This window comes from uncultured Winogradskyella sp., assembly GCF_947498005.1.
Lineage (GTDB): Bacteria > Bacteroidota > Bacteroidia > Flavobacteriales > Flavobacteriaceae > Winogradskyella.
In genome coordinates, this window is sequence record NZ_CANMIW010000011.1 from 47255 (window position 1) to 65080 (window position 17826).

Here is a 17826-nt window from a genome sequence, read left to right on the forward strand (position 1 = left end):
CACGGAAAGTATAAAGTTCAATTAAATAAGGTTCCTGCCTTCGCAGGAAATAGATATGAAACTAATCTGTATAGGTCGTAATTACACAGACCACATAAAAGAACTAGAAAACGAAAAGCCAACAGATCCTGTGATCTTTTTAAAGCCAGACACTTCTATTTTATTGAAGAAACAACCGTTTTTTATTCCAGATTTTTCAGATGAGGTTCATCATGAAGTGGAAGTTTTAGTGAAAATCAATAAAGTAGGTAAGTATATAGATAAGAAATTTGCACATAAATATTATGATCAAATTGGGCTTGGTATAGACTTTACAGCTAGAGATCTTCAAGCAAAACTAAAAGCTAAAGGATTGCCATGGGAAAAGGCCAAAGCTTTTGATGGAGCAGCAGTAGTGGGTAAATGGTTATCAAAATCGAAATTTCAACATATCGATAACGTTAATTTTAGTTTAAAAAAGAATGATGAGGTAGTTCAAAGCGGAAACACAGAATTAATGCTTTGGAAAATAGACGAAATTATAGAATATGTATCAAAATATTTTACTTTAAAAATTGGAGATATTATATTTACCGGAACACCTGCAGGAGTTGGAAAGGTTTTTGCAGAAGATCGACTAATAGGATACCTTGAGGACGAGGAAATGTTTTCAATAAAAATTAAATAAATGGCACAACATTATAAATTAGATAGAGTAAGAGAAATGGCTGATAACGATGAAGATTTCGTTGCAGCTATAGCAGCCGCATTTTTAGAAGAAGTACCAGAAGACGCTGAACGTTTAAGAACAGCAGTGCCTGCTAAAGATTATAAAGAAGTTTACCAAGCCGCTCATAAAATGAAACCAACCATAGATTTATTTGAATTGGGTGTTTTAGACACTTTAATTGAAGTGCAAGATTGGGGAAAGTTTGAACAAACAGATAAGAACGTAGATGAGCAACTTATTACAGTATTAACAGCTGTAGATAATGCAGTTACTGAAATTAAAGCCGATTTCGGATTGTAAATGCAAGCAGAGATTATAACCATTGGCGACGAAATTCTTATTGGCCAAGTTGTAGACACAAATTCCGCATTCTTAGGTGCGGAATTAAATAGAGTCGGTATTTCTATTTATCAAATTACATCTATTCAAGATGAAAAATCTCATATTCTTAAGGCACTTAAAGAAGCTGAAGAAAATGCAGATATCATAATCATTACAGGTGGCTTAGGACCAACTAAAGATGATATTACTAAGCATACAATTTGCGAATACTTTAATGATACATTAGTAGAAAACGAAGATGTATTAGAGCATGTAAAACAAATATTTCTAAAATATAGTTCAGCACCACTTTTAGAAGTAAATAAGCAGCAGGCTTTAGTGCCATCGAGATCTACAGTGTTGATGAATCATAATGGTACTGCACCAGGAATGTGGTTAGAGAAAAATGGAAAAGTATTTGTTTCACTTCCAGGTGTGCCTTATGAAATGAAAGCGCTTATAACAGAACAAGTGCTTCCTAAACTAAGAGCACAATTTAAGTTTCCATATATATTGCACAAAACAATATTAACCTATGGTAAAGGAGAAAGTGCTTTAGCGGAAGAGATTTCAGATTGGGAAGATAATTTGCCAAGCTATATTAAGTTAGCATACTTGCCTAGTTTAGGTCGTGTAAGGTTAAGATTGTCGGGAAAATATGATGACAAAAAAGCACTTGAAAAAGAAATACAGAATCAAGTCAATTTATTACTACCTCAAATTGAAGATATTTTTGTAGGATTTGAAGAAGACCAATCTATTGAAGCTTTAATAGGAGAACAATTCACTAAAGCAAATAAAACACTGGCAGTAGCAGAAAGTTGTACAGGTGGAAGAATTGCTCAGTCGTTTACAGCAAATGCAGGTGCATCAGCATATTTTAATGGTAGTGTGGTAACTTATGCTACAGCTTCTAAAGTAAAAATTCTAAATGTTTCTGAAGCTATTATAGAGAAACACTCCGTAGTAAGTAAGGAAGTAGCGGAAGCTATGGCAGAAAATGTTAGAATTTTGTTTAATAGTGATTATGGTATAAGTACTACTGGTAACGCAGGTCCATCTAAAGGAGATTCAGAGGCCGAAGTTGGTACAGTGTGGATTGCCATTGCAACAAAAGATGGTGTATATTCAGAAGTTTATAACTTCGGAAACTTGAGAGAGAAAGTAATTGGGAGAGCTACAAATAAAGCTTTTGAAATGCTTCAGAAACTTTTTTTGAAAAAGTAGAGTTTTATGTTTGTTGAAACGTAAAGTTTTATTAAATTTGCACCCTGTTTAAAATATCCATGTTCGGATTTTAGATTCTTAATAGTAGTGTTTACAGGCAATACTGTAGAAAACAGCAAGATAATTAAGAGTTAACAGAATTACATTAATACCTAAAGAAAGAAAACAATGTCAAGAGTTTGTGAACTTACTGGGAAAAAAGCGATGGTTGGAAACAATGTTTCTCACGCTATGAATAAAACGAGACGTAGATTTGATGCAAATTTAATGAAAAAGCGTTTTTACATTCCTTCAGAAGATAAGTGGGTAACATTAAAAGTTTCTACATCAGCATTAAAGACTATCAATAAAATTGGTATCGAAGCAATGTTAAAAGAAGCTAGAGCAAAAGGATTTTACAAATAATAGCGTTTACGCTTAAGTCAATTTACAATGGCAAAAAGAGGAAATAGAATACAAGTTATCTTAGAGTGCACAGAGCACAAGACGTCTGGAAAACCAGGAACATCTAGATATATTACAACAAAGAATAAGAAGAATACGCCAGATCGTATGGAGATTAAGAAATTTAATCCTATCCTTAAGCGTATGACAGTTCATAAAGAAATTAAATAATTTAAGACATGGCAAAGAAATCAGTAGCGTCTTTACAGACAGGATCAAAGCGTTTGACAAAAGCGATTAAAATGGTAAAATCACCAAAAACTGGAGCTTACATGTTTGTAGAATCAGTAATGGCACCAGAGTTTGTCAATGACTTTTTAAATAAAAAATAATCTTTATTTTTATATAGATTAACTAAACTGCTTTCATTTGAAAGCAGTTTTTTTATGGCTATATTTGAAAAATATGACATCTTAGCAGTAATTCATTAAGGGCAAGGTTGTTGCTTTTGGTTTTAACAATATGATTAACTAACTAAGTCATATAGAAGTTTAAAAACATTTAAACTTTTAACTTTTAAACTAAATAAATGAGTTTTTTTAAAAAAATATTCTCTTCAGAAAAGAAAGAAACCTTGGACAAAGGGTTAGAGAAATCTAAATCTTCTTTTTTTAATAAATTAAATAAAGCCGTAGCCGGAAAATCTAAAGTAGATGATGATGTTTTAGATAATCTTGAAGAAATCCTTGTTACTAGTGATGTTGGTGTCAATACCACATTAAAAGTAATTACAAGAATCGAAGAACGTGTTGCAAAAGATAAATATTTAGGAACTTCAGAATTAAATAAAATTCTAAGAGAAGAAATAGCAGCATTACTTTCTGAAACCAAATCTGGTGAAGAAACAGAATACACTATTCCAGATTTACCAAAACAAGCTGATGGCTCTAAAACGCCATACGTATTAATGGTAGTTGGTGTAAATGGTGTTGGTAAGACTACAACAATTGGTAAACTAGCCTATCAGTTTAAAAAGAAAGGATTAAAAGTTGTTCTTGGTGCTGCAGATACGTTTAGAGCTGCAGCAATAGATCAATTACAAGTTTGGGCAGATAGAGTAGATGTACCAATGATAAGACAAGAAATGGGTTCTGACCCAGCATCTGTAGCTTTTGATGCCTTGCAATCTGGTGTTAACCAAGATGCAGACGTTATTATTATCGATACAGCAGGAAGACTGCATAATAAAATAAACTTAATGAACGAGCTAACAAAAGTTAAGCGCGTTATGCAAAAAGTTGTTGGTGATGCACCTCATGATGTACTTTTAGTTTTAGATGGTTCTACCGGACAAAACGCGTTTGAGCAAGCCAAACAATTTACAGCAGCTACAGAAGTAACCTCTTTAGCTGTAACTAAATTAGATGGTACTGCCAAAGGTGGTGTTGTTATAGGTATAAGTGATCAGTTTCAAATTCCGGTTAAATATATTGGCGTTGGTGAAGGCATTGAAGATCTACAAGTCTTTAATAAATATGAATTTGTAGATTCTTTCTTCAAGTAACAAATAAGGTAGATTTAAAAGCCACAAAATCTGTCATTCTGAATTTATTTCAGAATCTTAATGATCTGATGATTATCCTTTCAAAATAGAATCTGAAACTAATTCAGGTTGATAAACTATTGTTTTTTTGAAAATACTTCCGCAAATTTATATTTCAAAGATTTATAGATCTTGGATGTGTTTTCCAAGGACATATTTATAACTTCATTGTTGTCTTAAGTCCTTATGATAACTAAATCTATTCTATCTTTTTAAAGTAAAATGACCTCTATAGGTTAACCTATTTGCTCTTGTGACAACAAACCAGTAGTCTGACGTTGGTAATTTGTGACCATCATATGTACCATCCCAAACCGAATTAGCATCTAAAACTTTTATTAGTTTCCCGTATCTATTAAATATCTTAACTAGAATTGACGGTTCAGTAGTAGCATTTTTAATATACCAAGTGTCATTAATGCCATCACCATTTGGTGTAAAAAACTTTGGGAAATTTAATAGGTAAACAACTTGTTCTGTAATACCACATTCATTTTTATCTCTTACATAAACTGTGTATTCACCAGAAGCTAAATTGTTAAAGCTATTACTATCTTGGTAATAAAAGCCATCAAGAGAATATTCGTAATCGCCTAAGCTTAATTCAGATAGGAAAACGGTAATGGAATTGTTATCATCTGTCCAATCCTCAACATCTATATCCGAAATTATAGCAGTATTTGACTGGACAACTTCAAAGGTCTTTGTAGATTCGCATAGGTAAGACAAATGATTTTCGGTAACCGTAACTGAATAATTTCCAATCATTTGGTTAGTAATTTCTATAGAGCTTGTAGTTGCTCCTGTAGACCATAAATAACTGTAAAAACCAGATCCAGCATCAATAGTTATATGGTTTTCATCCTCACAAATACCAACAAAATCTGAAATTGGTATAATTGGTGTCGGTTCTAGATCAATTGTAATTTCAGCAATTTGATAACAATTATCTGAAGAATCTATTCTTGCAAATACAATGTTCGATTCTGCATATGTCACATAATTTGAAGGATCAAATAAACCGTCTTCATTATAATTTTCAGCGTCAGATAAATTTTCGAAATAATGAAAAGTACATTCTGTACATGTAGCAATTTCAGATTCATAAAAGGTTAAATCGGTATTTTCTAGGTCATCATTATTTGTGTCACATAAAATAATCGATAGATCATTTACAACTAATATTGGCATTATAATACTTACTTCTACAGCAATTCTCTCATCACTTTCACAACCATCGTTTGTAATTTGAGCGCCATAATAAAGATTACCATCAATAAGATGAGTCTCGTTAGAAATGACATTACCATTAATTTCAGCATCATACCAAACCGCATTTGAATTTACTTCAAGATCTGCTATAGTTGCTTGTTGAGTTATACAAAATACTTGTTCATATTCTCCAGTTAAAGCTTGCGGTTTTTCTAAAATGGTTATATCAAATATTTCCGAAGCAATTCTACATGCCGAAGATTCAATATTAATTCCGTTGGCTACGGTAATTCTATATTGAAAACTTCCAGGAGTATCAGTTTCTGAAAATTCAAAATTAGTTGTTGTTTCATTGTCAATATCTGCCCATGTTATACCTAAATCATCTGAAAATTGCCATTGGTATTGAGGGTTTGTATAACCAGATAAAACATCAGCTTGAAATGTATATTGAGCTGAACTGCCTTCACATAAAGTAATAGCATTTCCTAATTCATTATTTATTGAGTTTGTAATTGTAGGACCACATGGTCTAAAGGCAATATCATCAAGAGCAAGGTCATTGCCAGGATGTGCACTTGGTGCAGAGTTTAATATTGTAATGACAACTTCTGTATCGTTTTCGAGGGTAAAGAAAAAACCGTATTGTAACCAATTTCCAGAAGAGGTCTGTGCAATGTCACCAGTGTTATATGAACCTAATATGTTTCCAGACGTATCACTAACCCTAAAGGTAACATCGGGATGATATTCGTCCGTACCAACAGAAGGGTTCATAATGTTAATAAGCCAAGCAGAAAACTCGTAGGTTGTGTTTGAGCATAATCCTGTAACCGTTTTGGTGTAAAAAACGCCTTCATTTGCTAAAACAGCACTGTTTATTACCATCATGTAACCATTGGTGTCGCCTGTGTGATCGCTAGTAACGTGCCAAGCATTTCCTTTTAATCCACTTGTGGTATTGGCTATAGTATATTCACCCTCATCTAATTCACCAGCACTACTATAAGTAAATGCCGTGATATTATTACCTAAAGCATCTCCGCGTTCTGAGCCAAACCCAAAATCTATTTCTACTAAGGGATCACCTAAATTACCTTCGCATAATTGAGCATTCAATTTTAGTGACGTTAAAAAAAGAAAAACAATTAGAAACTGATTTTTTATATTCAAATTAGAAATATTTAAAAATGACTATATAAAGCTATTTCATTTAGGTTTAGCTATAAGTCTTTAGATGCTGTTTTTAAATATAACTTGTGCTTAAATTTTTTTAAGATCTGAAAAATGTAATTATTTTTTAGGAAGGGTCATTTTTGGCTAATCAATCAAAGCATTAATTTTTAACCATAAATCATTATCAAAACTAGATAAGGCAAAATTTTCATCTTCCGCAGATTGTCCCATTCTAATAACCACAATTTCTTTACTGGGAACAACATATATTTTTTGATCGTTTTTCCCTAATGCAGAATACATATCACTAGGAGCGTCTGGTATTAGCTCGCCTTGAAATTCAAATTGACTTTGTGGTAAATGATAAGTAGATTTTCCGTTTAACCACCACATATAGCCATAAGCTAAATTTACAGTTTGAGATGTATTTGTAGCTTCGCTTAAGTAGTTTTCATTTATTATTTGTGTGTCTTCCCATTTACCATTAGCATAAGATAACAAACCAAATCTAGCCATACTTCTGGTATTACTCCAATAAACACTTAAATCGCCAAGATCTATCCAACTACCATTCATGCCAATAGGGTCTTTTAATTTATCTGTAAAGTAATTACTCCAAGTTTGATTAGTTGCTTCGGCTACAACATCTTGCATTTTTACATAAACGTTATGATATGCCCAACGCGTACCAGCATCAGCAACATATTGCAAATTAGTTGATGAAACATCATCGCCACTAGTATCATCAAGTCCTGAGGTCATTGTTAAGAGATGTTTACAGGTAATTAAATCTTCTTTGGTAGCAGAGGTACTTGTCCATCCTGTTCCTAAATAATCAGAAACTTTGTTATTGATATCTATATAGCCTTCTTGCTCGGCAATACCTGATACTGTGGTTGTAAGCGTTTTTCCGGCACTTGCCCAATACCAAGTTGAGTTGCTATCATGACCATTCATGTATTCTTCCACTACAATTTTTCCGTTATGGAGGATTATAAAACTTTTGGTGTCTTTTTCTTCTAAATAATCTAAAAGTGGTTGAAGTTGATCTTCATTCCAGTTTAACTCTGATATAGATTTAGTTTCCCAAGTATCTGAATTAATTGGTGGAAAATAAATTTCTTCTTGTTGTGGATCTACGTCATCAGAACTGTTATCATCATTTGAACAGGACAAAAACACTAAAAATAGGAGCAAAATTGTGGTAAATAGATGAGATTTCATGGTTAAGTTTTTATTTAAGACTCTAAAATATGCAAAAGGTTTAATAACCAGCACGTTTCAAATGTAAAACTACAATCGTAAATCGTAAATCATTCCTTATCTTTGCCAACTGATTTATAAAAAGCATGAGAACCAAGACTACAAAAAAGAATAGAATCAACGTTATTACATTAGGCTGTAGTAAAAATGTTTACGATAGTGAAGTTTTAATGGGACAGCTAAAAGCAAGTGGTAAAGACGTTGTACATGAAGAGGAAGGAAATGTTGTAGTTATAAACACCTGTGGTTTTATAAATAACGCCAAAGAAGAAAGTGTAAATACCATTTTGGAGTACATGAAGAAAAAGGAGGAAGGCGATGTAGATAAGGTTTTTGTTACAGGTTGTTTAAGTGAGCGTTATAAGCCAGACTTACAGAAAGAAATCCCGAATGTAGATCAGTATTTTGGTACAACTGAATTGCCAGGCTTATTAAAAGCCTTAGGTGCAGATTATAAACACGAATTAATTGGTGAACGATTAACAACAACACCAAAGAACTATGCGTATCTTAAAATAGCAGAAGGTTGTGATAGACCTTGTAGTTTCTGTGCTATTCCTATTATGAGAGGAAAGCATAGAAGTACACCTATTGAAAATTTAGTTACAGAAGCTGAAAAATTAGCAGCTACAGGAGTTAAAGAATTGATATTGATAGCTCAAGATTTAACCTATTACGGATTAGATATCTATAAAAAACGAAATCTAGCAGAATTATTAGAAAACTTAGTTAAGGTAGAAGGGATTGAATGGATTCGTTTGCATTATGCTTTTCCAACAGGTTTCCCTATGGATGTTTTAGATATTATGAATCGTGAACCAAAGATTTGTAATTATTTAGATATACCATTACAACATATTTCTGATGATTTATTAAAATCAATGCGTCGTGGTACTACCAAAGAAAAGACGACTAAGTTAATAAAGGAGTTTAGAACTATTGTGCCAGAAATGACGATTAGAACCACATTAATTGTTGGTTATCCTGGAGAAACTGAAGCACATTTTGAAGAACTTAAACAATGGGTTTCAGAAATGCGTTTTGAGCGTTTAGGCTGTTTTACATATTCTCATGAAGAAAATACACACGCTTATAATTTAGAAGACGATGTGCCAGAGGACGTAAAAATGCAACGTGTAAATGAAATTATGGAAATTCAATCTCAAATTTCATGGGAACTGAATCAAGCTAAAATAGGACAAGAATTCAAAGTTGTTATTGATAGAAAAGAAGGAAATTATTTTGTTGGTAGAACAGAGTATGATTCTCCTGATGTTGATAACGAAGTGCTTATTGATGCATCTAAAACGTATCTAAAAACGGGAGAGTATACCACTGTAAAGGTAATTGAAGCAGAAGATTTTGATCTGTATGGTGAGGTGGTAAAATAATCTTATTGCATTATGAGCCTAGATTTATTTAGGCCAAACAGTTTCAAATCTTACACAAACTATTTTCATATCTTCAGTTGGTTCTTTTTCAATTTCTGCTAAGAAATTTTTAAAGAAATCCCAATGTGCTTTTTTCCATTTTTTTAAGGGCTCAGAGTCTGTTCCCATGTCTAATTGCGCATATTCCTTAGATATTTGATTGAACGGAATGGTGTCTATACTTTTGTTCTCTATGATTGCATATGCTTTACCATCAAAATCAGTTATAATTTGTTTAGATCCAACTTTGGGTAGATCCAAGTTATATTGTTTATAGAGACTAAGTAGGCCAGAAGAGGCTTGCTTTTTTTTATTTGCAGTTAATTCTGCTAATCGTTTTGCATCTTCTTTGTTGTTGTGGAAAAAATCAAATTCAGGTAATTCTGTATTCTTAAATTCTGGATTTTGAGCAATGTAGCTGTTCCACATTGTTGTTACCGATTGGTCTATTACTATTTCAGAAGTCTTATTAGCCTCTGTTTGCTCGTCATTTTGTGTTTTTTCTTCATTCTTACAGCTGATTAGAATTAAAAAGAAAATGATTAAAGTTTGTTTCATCATAACTAGTCAGTAAAATTGTAAACTCCTTTATGCAATATAAAGAACGTTAACTGAATTTTAGTTTTTGCTAAAAAAAAAAAGACTACACATTAAATGAGAAGTCTTTTTCCTTAGTAAATTTATATATCTCATTAACAGCCATCATTAGAGCCAAATGTAAAGACAAATTCTTGCTCCATTTTTTCGCCATTGCTTTTTCTTGCAGGTAACCATTCTCCAGGTATCTTTTGTAGAAGGTCTTTAAATTTATTATCAATAGAAGGATATCCCGTTTTCATGGCATCATGCTTAACGTCTTTAACTTTACCTTCTTTAGAAATGATAAAAGAGTATTTTATGGCATTGAGTCTGTCATCAGTTATAACATTCAACGCTTCTAAACTGTTTTCTTTTAGATACGTGATTAATGCTTCTTTACCATCAACATATGCAGCTTGTTGGTCTGGAACAATAGTAATGTGTGGACCAAAAAACTTATCTTCAATAACACCAGTCTCTTTGTTTTTGCCTTTAAATTCGGTTCTAATTGTAAAGTGATTAAAATAATCTAAGGATCTTAATAGTTTTAATTGGGCTTTGGTAAGTTGAGCAGTGGTGCCATATTCTTGTAATTCAGACTGTTGGTTATCCTTAATTACAATAAGTTTTACGGATTTTATTTCCTCAATTTGGTGTTTTTCATCTTCATTAAGAAAATCGTAAATGCTGGTTGCTGCTTGTATATCAGCTTTTTGTACAGCTTCAAAGCGTGCGTCAACACTATAATGCAAATCTGGTAGTTCTTTTAAAAATGGACCATAGTTAATGGCACTATCTATTGCAATGCTATTGTTCCTTTTTTTACTTAAATCTTTGGCGTCAGAAGATTCCATATTAGTTAAACCAAAAAATAGAATACTTAATAAGGCCAATGCAGTTCCTAAAATAATAATACGTTGTTTCATAATGTTTTGCTTTTTGAGATGAATATGCTCAAATGTATTACTGAATGTCTATGCTAGTGTAACATAAAATGTCAAAAAAGTGTAAAATCTTTGTGAATGCATAATTTACATTGCTTAATCTCATAAAACTGTTTTTTTAATTTGCTTTTTCATAGGCCTCTTTCATCCAAGCAATTAATTCATCGTCTAGATCATTAACCGATGTAATTTGTACACGATGCGTGCACATTGTACCAAATGGACCAGAATTACCTAATCTATCAGTTGTTGGTTTTTCTGGAAGTTTTAAGCCTAAATCAATGCGTTTTTTAGTAGCTGGTTTAATGAGAACAAATTGTCGTTTTCTAATGAAACTTACACTAGTTTTCTTTGGTGTTATTGTGACATCTTTCCCAAAAGCTTCGATTTTGTTATGTAGCTTTTCATAAATAGGAAATAATAATTCTTTCCCTTCATATTGATTAGTAACTAAATCGTCTTCAGAATTATTTTCTTCCTTAGAAAGTGTCACAATGGTGTTGGCAAAACCATGCGTTACACCATGTTCTTTCTTTAAAAAATTAACACCTTCAGAATGTTTTACAAATGCTTTTTCTTTTAAAATAGATGTCCATTGGTCTAATGATTTACCTGTTTTCTCAGGCATATTGTTAATCATTGTTTGTAATGCTTTTTCCATGAGATATAGTTTTTAAAAGGGTTTACGTGACTTTTGTGGCAAATATGTGTCGTATAATTGAACACAAATCTTAGTATTATGAACAGAGCGGTTAGACACAATAGAATGCAAATTATTTTATTATCTTGTTATGCGTTTGTCAGTTTTGTAATCTGGTATTTTCTTTTTTAATTATTTTGAAGGTAAGCTATTAACGTAATTAAAACTATCCTCAAAATAACCAACTAATAAGTCTTTTTCATTGTAAAGCGATTTTGGTACTAATACATAATCTCTCATTTTTGCACCATGCGAATATTAGTCGTCAGCGTCATATTTCGCTTTAAATTTATTAGCAGTTTCTTTTGGCAATCTTATGCCAATTTCGCCTGCTTTATTTAATAGCGTAAACATATAACCATTAGAGGAGGTGTAAATCATCTTTTTGCCTTTGCGCTCAAATCCGTTACAAGCTTGCGTAATATCATCAAATACTTTTAAGGTGTCTTCCCAACTCATGTTACACGTGCTGGTCTATTAAAATAGCATTACCATCTGGATCTAAAACCACAAAACTTGCTGGACCAGAAGTTGCCGTTTCTTCTATTTCACTAGCAAATGTTACAGCGTTAGATTTTAAATGTGTTTGAATAGCTCTAACATCATCAAAATTTTCTAAAGTATTGGCGTTTTGGTCCCAACCAGGATTAAAGGTAAGAATATTGTTTTCAAACATACCTTGAAACAAACCAATCAATGATTCGCCATTTTTCATGATGAGGTAATTTTTTTCTAATTCACCACCAAAAACGGAGAATCCTAAAGTTTCGTAAAATGCTTTTGATGCCTTTATGTCGTTTACAGCAAGACTTACTGAAAATGCGCCTAGTTTCATAATTTTGAGTTTAAGTTAGTACTTAAAGGTAATGAAAGTTTTAATTATGACTTTTAGTAGGTGTGTTTTTTAAATAAATATAATAATTTGGTGCTCTCAGAGCTTTAAATTTAATGGGATTTTGAACAGTCGATACACGGTTTTGTGTATGATTTCGTTGCGTGTTTAACCACTAAATTTAGCAAATAAATCACATATAGAAAGTCCGCGAGGACTTTCGTAAATAGGCTATAACTAGCAGTGAATTATACAAGGTGTTATATACCGTTTTCTTTCTTCCAATCGGTCTTCAAATATTTTAAAGCATCTTCTAAAGCTTTACTTGAAGGTTTAGGGTTAAAATCTAATTCTTTTCTTGATTTACTAATATCATAATCTTGTTTTAAGCCATAAAACATATCCAAGTAATGTCTCTGTAATAAAGGCTCTTTGCCTGTTAATTTACTTCTGAATTCCATTAAACTAGCTACAGAATATAATAAACATTTTGGTACTTTTTTAGGTGTTTTTAATTTTAGTTGCGGATATAATTCTGATGCTATTTTTACTGTTTCTTGTAATGTTGTATGGTGCTCATTAGATAAAATATATCTTTCTTGATTTCTGCCTTTTTTCATTGCATTATACATACCATAAGCTACATCTTTTACATCTACCCAATTTAAAGTTACGTTTGTGTCTACAGGTATTTCTCCATTTAAAACTTGTAATACAAGCTTGTTAGAATAACTTAACTTATAAGCTTTAGACCCAATCATAGCAGAAGGTAAAACAAGAACAGTTCTGATACCATACTTTTTTCCTAATTCTAATGCGAGTTTATCGGAATCATTTTTAGAATTATAATACCAGTTTCGTCTGTCTTTGTTATATCCATTATCAACATTTGCAGGTAATTTTGTAAAATCTAAACTGGCTACAGAACTTACATAAACGATATTTTTGACGCCACATTCTTTAGCAATGTCAAACAAATTTTGAGTTCCTTGCATATTATTATCATAAATTTCAGTTTTAGGGTTTTTAGCCCACATACTGAAATTTGCAGCCACTGCATATAAGTTTGTAACTCCTTGAAATGCTTTTTTTAGGGATTCTCTGTCGGTAATATCAGCTTGAACAACTTCACAGTCTAACCCTTTAAAGGGTTCAGTATTATTAATATTTCTTACAGTTGTTCTTACTTTTTGGTTATCCGAAAGTAAAAGCCTAATTAGGTTGTTTCCTAAATGTCCATTTCCGCCAGTTATTAATGAAATTTCGTTGCTCATAATTTTTAAATTTTGTTTGAGCAAATTTCGACACCTTTTAAGCGGTTAGAAATAACATTTGTTAGAAAGCGATTTGTTTTCTGATACGGCTTAAAGATTGAGGTTCCATTCCTAAAAAAGAAGCAATATTGTCAATAGATACATTTAAAGCTAATTTTGGATACTGTTTCACAAATTTAATATAACGTTCTTTTGCAGTTAAAATTTGAAAATCTTTAACGCGGTCTAATTTGCAACTTAAATGTTCATTTGTTACTTCTTTGACAAATATTGCCCAAAATTTTGTTTCCTTTTGTAAAATGTCAAAATCAAGTTTTGATATTTTTATTAGATTACAATCCGTGATAGTTTCATAATAATCAACGGATGGGGTTTCTGTCATAAAGCTATCTAAGGATGTGAAAAAATCTTGCTCAGCTACAAGATGTTGTACAACAATCTTTCCGTCAATATTTTGATATCCTTTTACAATTCCAGTATCTAAAAAATAAATATATCGCTCAACTTTTCCTGCTTCTAAAAGATTAGTATGAGCTGAAATTTGTTCAGAAACAAAATACTTTTTGATAAAATCAATTTCGTTTTGAGTTAAATCAATTTTTGATTGTATGTAATTAATTAGATTCTCCATTGTTGTGTCGTAATGGTATATAATGTCCCGCTAATATTAAAGCGTTTTAATGTTTTATGTCCAACGTTAAACGAAGGTAGCTTTTTTGAGATATAAAGTCAAGTGACTGACTATTAATTGTCTATATTTTTTTAATCTTCAATTGTTAATAAACTTAAACACTATTTATAATTATAGCAATAAGCTTTTTACTATCGCTTAACTCATACTTTTTAGCACTTTAACAATTTCATCAGGTTCAGAGCGCGTTCTGTAATCTACATTGACGTAATTCCATTTTACAATGCCATTTCTATCTAAAATAAAGGTTGCAGGAATAGGTAAAACATTAGCGTTACCATTATTAATGGCTTTTAAATCTAGTCCACGATCTACACGCATATGTTCCATTAAAAACTCAGGGACTTCCCAAGCTACACCATATTGTTTGGCAACTTTAGCATCTTGGTCCGACAGCACTGTAAATTCCATTTTACTAATTTCATTTTCAGTTAAAGAATCATCTGGTACTTCTGGGCTAATAGCAACTAGAGTTGCACCTAAAGCTTGTATTTCACTAAGTTTAGCTTGTAATGCTCTTAATTGTAAGTTGCAATAAGGACACCAACTACCACGATAAAAAGTAACTACAACAGGTCCTTTGTCTAGTAAGCCAGATAATGAAATCGGTTGTCCTTTTGGGTTTGGTAATTCAAATTCTATAGCTTTATCGCCAACTTTTAGAGCATCTTTTCCGTCTTCAAAAGCTTTGGCTTTAGCTATAACATCATCAACGCCTTGCATAAATTCAGGTTTTGCGTTTCGTCCTGCTGCAATTTTAGCGTCGGTTTGTTCTTTTAGTGTTTTCATTTTATGTTTTTAATGTGTCGTTATTCTTAAATTATGAACTAAAAATAAATTTAGCCATAATCCATAAACTAGCCATGTTCTTTAATTTTAATTAACTTTTTAATTAAAGATTACAGCTCGTAAGCATTATTATTTACAAAGAATAAAGAATTCACAAAAAACAATTTACCGTTTTCCCAAAAGCTTCTAAAAAGAGGATTATCTACCATGTAAATAAAACTACCGCTTCCCATAGTTTCCTCACCAAAAACCAAAGTTTGGTCTAAGTTTTTTACAGCATTTTGACCTGCAAATCCAGAAAAGACTTTGGTGTCATTTAAGTAAGCCACATTATAGCCACTGTCTAATAAATTGTATGCAGAACTACCTAATTTTAATGTGAAATAGTTGTCATCATAACCGAAAGCCATAGGATGCGTAGCATCTACTTTAGTATTAAAAATGGCACCTGTAATTAAGTGGTTACTGTATTCGCGTTCGCGATTGGCGTAAGGTGTTAAGTTGTCGTCCTCGTCTTCATCATCGTCTGAATCTTTATAACTTAAACTAAATCCATCCTTACCAGCAAAACTGGCTAGTGCACCATCAATAGCGATTACTTTTCCACCAGAACTTACCCATTTTTTTAGTTTCGTCATGTTATCACCAGTCAAAACTTTACCGTAATAACCATTTGGTATAACTAAAACGTTGTATTTATTCAGGTTGGTTTTGCCTAAATCATCGGTATTGATAGAAGTTACTGGGTAGTGTAATTGTTGCTCAAAGAAATGCCATATCTCACCATAACTTAAAGAGGACGTACCATCACCAGAAAGTATAGCAATTTTTTGCTTATTGACTAACTTAATATCTGGCGAGCCAATATCTGGTGTTTTGTGAGAAAATCCAGAAGTAATTTCTGTTAATGGTTGGGCATGTTCTTGTGCAATGGTATTCAATTTTGATACCATTTTTTCAATATGCTTGTTGTCGCCTTTAGTAATAATTAAAGAACCACGTCCAAAGGTTTTATCATTAGAAGAAAATGCTTTTTCAGTAAAACGCACCTTGAAATTATGTTTCAATAAAGCGGCTAAAAACTGAGCATCTTCCATAGAATTCCATTTACTTACATAACCGTAAGCATCATTTAAAACCTGGAGAGATTTTTTACTCGCCATTGTATTACTGCTTACTTTAGACGTTGTAGCAATAGCATCTAATCCATAAGCGTAAGGCAATGACCAAGCTGTAATATCATATGTTAATGAGTCGGAAAGCAATGTGTTGGGTTCAAACAAAACCTTAACCATTTTTCCTTTTGGTTGGTTAGAATGTACTACCAAAGCATTACTGTCTGCATTAAAACTACCTTGCTTGCCTGTAGCATAATGGTAACCAGAAACTTTAGTACTTGTAGCGTTTTCAAATGTAATTTGATGTTTGTTTAATAGTGTTTTTAAGCTATTAATTTTGTCTTCATTCCCTTTTAAGACGTAGCTTTTATATTTTAGATTGGCATTATTGAAGAATTTACCAAACTCTGTATTCAGTTGTTTTGCGTTTTTTGAAGCCATTTCTACAGTAGAAATTCCTGTAGTGGTATGATGCGTTAATCGTTCTACCAAAGTTAACACATGGCCTTCATCGTTTAAAATGCCCAAACCTGCCATACCATGGCCACCTTGTTCGTAAGTCATTCCCATGGCACCCATAAACGTTGGATAGGTATCACCATAACTTGGGTACAATAAATCAAAACGTTCTCGTGTAAAAAACAACCAACCTTCTGCATCAAAATATTTGGCATGATTTTGACCAATTTGCGTTTGGAAATCGCGTTGCCAATCTGAAATGACTTCATGAAACGGTTCTGCAGCTGGCGCAAAATAATACGGTTCGTTAATACCTTGCTCATGAAAATCTACATGCACATGCGGCATCCAAGTATTGTAAACCTCTAAACGTTGTTGGGTCTCAACTTGTGTGGCCCAAACCCAGTCTCTATTTAAATCAAAAAGATAATGATTTGGTCGTCCGCCTGGCCAAGGTTCGTTGTGTTCACTGGCTTGTTTGTCCACATCGTAAGGTTCGCTCTTGGTTTCATTATACCAATTAATGTAGCGGTCTCTACCATCCGGATTGACACTTGGGTCAATAATTACAACCGTATTTTTTAATAAATCTTGTTCTTCTGTTAGCAATTTATAAAGAGTAAGCATTGCAGCTTCAGAGCTAGATGCTTCGTTACCATGCACATTATAACTCAACCAAACAATTGCAGTATCTGTATTAGTTGGTTCACCATCTAATAAACCTGCGTTTTTTAAATTGTTTTCTCTAATCGTTTCTAGATTTTCCATGTTAGCTTCGCTTGTAACAAAAGCTAAATACATGTTTCTACGTTCATTGGTTTTTCCGTAGTTCACCAATTTTACTTGATTAGGTACAGCAGTTTCAACAGATTTAAAATAATCAATAACCTGATGATTTCTACTAAATTGTGTGCCAATATCGTAACCTAAAACGTCATTAGGAGAGGGAATGGTTTGTGCTGACGTTAAGGAAAGACTGCCTAAAACGACCAATAAAACGAAGACTAATTTTTGCATTTAATTTAAAATTATGGTTGTAAGCTAGTAAAGATAGTTAGTGCAACTGAATTAACTAAAAATTAGCAGATAAAAAATTGAAGAGCCTTATATTTATG

General features: G+C 32.4%; 19 protein-coding genes. 8 read left to right on the plus strand and 11 right to left on the minus strand.

Going from position 1 to position 17826, the window contains the following annotated elements:
- The first annotated feature begins 55 nt into the window (after positions 1-55).
- From Q0891_RS16130 to ftsY, 7 genes are all read left to right on the plus strand, one after another.
- On the plus strand, positions 56-667 hold the full coding sequence (locus tag Q0891_RS16130; protein ID WP_299103339.1) for a fumarylacetoacetate hydrolase family protein: 612 nt from the start codon (positions 56-58) through the stop codon (positions 665-667).
- On the plus strand, positions 668-1009 hold the full coding sequence (locus Q0891_RS16135) for an Hpt domain-containing protein (RefSeq protein WP_299103341.1): 342 nt from the start codon (positions 668-670) through the stop codon (positions 1007-1009).
- On the plus strand, positions 1010-2257 hold the full coding sequence (locus Q0891_RS16140) for a competence/damage-inducible protein A (protein WP_299103343.1): 1248 nt from the start codon (positions 1010-1012) through the stop codon (positions 2255-2257).
- A gap of 168 nt (positions 2258-2425) precedes the next feature.
- Positions 2426-2662, plus strand: coding sequence for a 50S ribosomal protein L28 (gene rpmB, locus Q0891_RS16145; protein ID WP_173281392.1), 237 nt, complete (start codon positions 2426-2428; stop codon positions 2660-2662).
- Between the two features lie 27 nt (positions 2663-2689).
- Positions 2690-2872, plus strand: a complete 183-nt coding sequence (gene rpmG, locus Q0891_RS16150; RefSeq protein ID WP_215924165.1) for a 50S ribosomal protein L33 — start codon at positions 2690-2692, stop codon at positions 2870-2872.
- 8 nt (positions 2873-2880) lie between these two features.
- Positions 2881-3033, plus strand: coding sequence for a DUF4295 domain-containing protein (locus Q0891_RS16155; RefSeq protein ID WP_008271041.1), 153 nt, complete (start codon positions 2881-2883; stop codon positions 3031-3033).
- A 197-nt stretch (positions 3034-3230) separates the two neighbouring features.
- Positions 3231-4205, plus strand: a complete 975-nt coding sequence (ftsY, locus tag Q0891_RS16160; RefSeq protein ID WP_299103345.1) for a signal recognition particle-docking protein FtsY — start codon at positions 3231-3233, stop codon at positions 4203-4205.
- Positions 4206-4448: 243 nt separating this feature from the next.
- Here ftsY and Q0891_RS16165 read toward each other — a convergent pair whose 3' ends face one another.
- Positions 4449-6575, minus strand: a complete 2127-nt coding sequence (locus tag Q0891_RS16165) for a T9SS type B sorting domain-containing protein (RefSeq protein ID WP_299103347.1) — start codon at positions 6573-6575, stop codon at positions 4449-4451.
- Positions 6576-6776: 201 nt separating this feature from the next.
- On the minus strand, positions 6777-7856 hold the full coding sequence (locus Q0891_RS16170; protein ID WP_299103349.1) for a serine hydrolase: 1080 nt from the start codon (positions 7854-7856) through the stop codon (positions 6777-6779).
- A gap of 125 nt (positions 7857-7981) precedes the next feature.
- Here Q0891_RS16170 and rimO point away from each other — a divergent pair, with 125 nt between their 5' ends.
- Complete coding sequence (gene rimO / locus Q0891_RS16175; RefSeq protein WP_299103350.1) at positions 7982-9286, plus strand: 30S ribosomal protein S12 methylthiotransferase RimO; 1305 nt, start codon at positions 7982-7984, stop codon at positions 9284-9286.
- Between the two features lie 24 nt (positions 9287-9310).
- On the opposite strand, the gene Q0891_RS16180 is transcribed toward rimO, so the two are convergent.
- From Q0891_RS16180 to Q0891_RS16220, 9 genes are all read right to left on the minus strand, one after another.
- Positions 9311-9886 carry an ASCH domain-containing protein gene (locus Q0891_RS16180; RefSeq protein WP_299103351.1) on the minus strand — a complete coding sequence of 192 codons (576 nt, stop codon included), beginning with the start codon at positions 9884-9886 and terminating at the stop codon, positions 9311-9313.
- 131 nt (positions 9887-10017) lie between these two features.
- Entirely contained in the window at positions 10018-10830 is an 813-nt protein-coding gene (locus Q0891_RS16185; RefSeq protein ID WP_299103352.1) for a hypothetical protein, read from the minus strand.
- Positions 10831-10966: 136 nt separating this feature from the next.
- Positions 10967-11509, minus strand: a complete 543-nt coding sequence (locus Q0891_RS16190) for a DUF4287 domain-containing protein (RefSeq protein ID WP_299103353.1) — start codon at positions 11507-11509, stop codon at positions 10967-10969.
- Positions 11510-11806: 297 nt separating this feature from the next.
- Positions 11807-12007, minus strand: a complete 201-nt coding sequence (locus Q0891_RS16195) for a hypothetical protein (protein WP_299103354.1) — start codon at positions 12005-12007, stop codon at positions 11807-11809.
- A gap of 1 nt (position 12008) precedes the next feature.
- A complete protein-coding gene (locus Q0891_RS16200) occupies positions 12009-12383 on the minus strand; it encodes a VOC family protein (RefSeq protein WP_299103355.1) in 375 nt (124 codons plus the stop codon).
- 257 nt (positions 12384-12640) lie between these two features.
- Positions 12641-13654 (minus strand): NAD-dependent epimerase/dehydratase family protein, encoded by a 1014-nt coding sequence (locus Q0891_RS16205; protein ID WP_299103356.1) that lies wholly within the window; start codon positions 13652-13654, stop codon positions 12641-12643.
- Between the two features lie 61 nt (positions 13655-13715).
- A complete protein-coding gene (locus Q0891_RS16210) occupies positions 13716-14285 on the minus strand; it encodes a Crp/Fnr family transcriptional regulator (RefSeq protein ID WP_299103357.1) in 570 nt (189 codons plus the stop codon).
- 198 nt (positions 14286-14483) lie between these two features.
- The gene (locus tag Q0891_RS16215; RefSeq protein WP_173281380.1) at positions 14484-15134 is read right to left on the minus strand and encodes a peroxiredoxin-like family protein; all 651 of its coding nucleotides are present in this window, start codon (positions 15132-15134) and stop codon (positions 14484-14486) included.
- A 110-nt stretch (positions 15135-15244) separates the two neighbouring features.
- Positions 15245-17728: a M14 metallopeptidase family protein gene (locus Q0891_RS16220; protein WP_299103358.1), complete on the minus strand. Its 2484-nt coding sequence runs from the start codon at positions 17726-17728 to the stop codon at positions 15245-15247.
- Positions 17729-17826 lie beyond the last annotated feature (98 nt).

Coding starts and splice junctions, on each gene's coding strand:
- Q0891_RS16180 (WP_299103351.1), bottom strand. CDS start 9,886: ATGATGAAACAAACTTTAATCATTTTCTTTTTAATTCTAATCAGCTGT.
- Q0891_RS16215 (WP_173281380.1), bottom strand. CDS start 15,134: ATGAAAACACTAAAAGAACAAACCGACGCTAAAATTGCAGCAGGACGA.
- Q0891_RS16185 (WP_299103352.1), bottom strand. CDS start 10,830: ATGAAACAACGTATTATTATTTTAGGAACTGCATTGGCCTTATTAAGT.
- ftsY (WP_299103345.1), top strand. CDS start 3,231: ATGAGTTTTTTTAAAAAAATATTCTCTTCAGAAAAGAAAGAAACCTTG.
- Q0891_RS16195 (WP_299103354.1), bottom strand. CDS start 12,007: ATGAGTTGGGAAGACACCTTAAAAGTATTTGATGATATTACGCAAGCT.
- rpmB (WP_173281392.1), top strand. CDS start 2,426: ATGTCAAGAGTTTGTGAACTTACTGGGAAAAAAGCGATGGTTGGAAAC.
- Q0891_RS16200 (WP_299103355.1), bottom strand. CDS start 12,383: ATGAAACTAGGCGCATTTTCAGTAAGTCTTGCTGTAAACGACATAAAG.
- rimO (WP_299103350.1), top strand. CDS start 7,982: ATGAGAACCAAGACTACAAAAAAGAATAGAATCAACGTTATTACATTA.
- Q0891_RS16135 (WP_299103341.1), top strand. CDS start 668: ATGGCACAACATTATAAATTAGATAGAGTAAGAGAAATGGCTGATAAC.
- Q0891_RS16190 (WP_299103353.1), bottom strand. CDS start 11,509: ATGGAAAAAGCATTACAAACAATGATTAACAATATGCCTGAGAAAACA.
- Q0891_RS16130 (WP_299103339.1), top strand. CDS start 56: ATGAAACTAATCTGTATAGGTCGTAATTACACAGACCACATAAAAGAA.
- Q0891_RS16170 (WP_299103349.1), bottom strand. CDS start 7,856: ATGAAATCTCATCTATTTACCACAATTTTGCTCCTATTTTTAGTGTTT.
- Q0891_RS16220 (WP_299103358.1), bottom strand. CDS start 17,728: ATGCAAAAATTAGTCTTCGTTTTATTGGTCGTTTTAGGCAGTCTTTCC.
- rpmG (WP_215924165.1), top strand. CDS start 2,690: ATGGCAAAAAGAGGAAATAGAATACAAGTTATCTTAGAGTGCACAGAG.
- Q0891_RS16205 (WP_299103356.1), bottom strand. CDS start 13,654: ATGAGCAACGAAATTTCATTAATAACTGGCGGAAATGGACATTTAGGA.
- Q0891_RS16210 (WP_299103357.1), bottom strand. CDS start 14,285: ATGGAGAATCTAATTAATTACATACAATCAAAAATTGATTTAACTCAA.
- Q0891_RS16155 (WP_008271041.1), top strand. CDS start 2,881: ATGGCAAAGAAATCAGTAGCGTCTTTACAGACAGGATCAAAGCGTTTG.
- Q0891_RS16140 (WP_299103343.1), top strand. CDS start 1,010: ATGCAAGCAGAGATTATAACCATTGGCGACGAAATTCTTATTGGCCAA.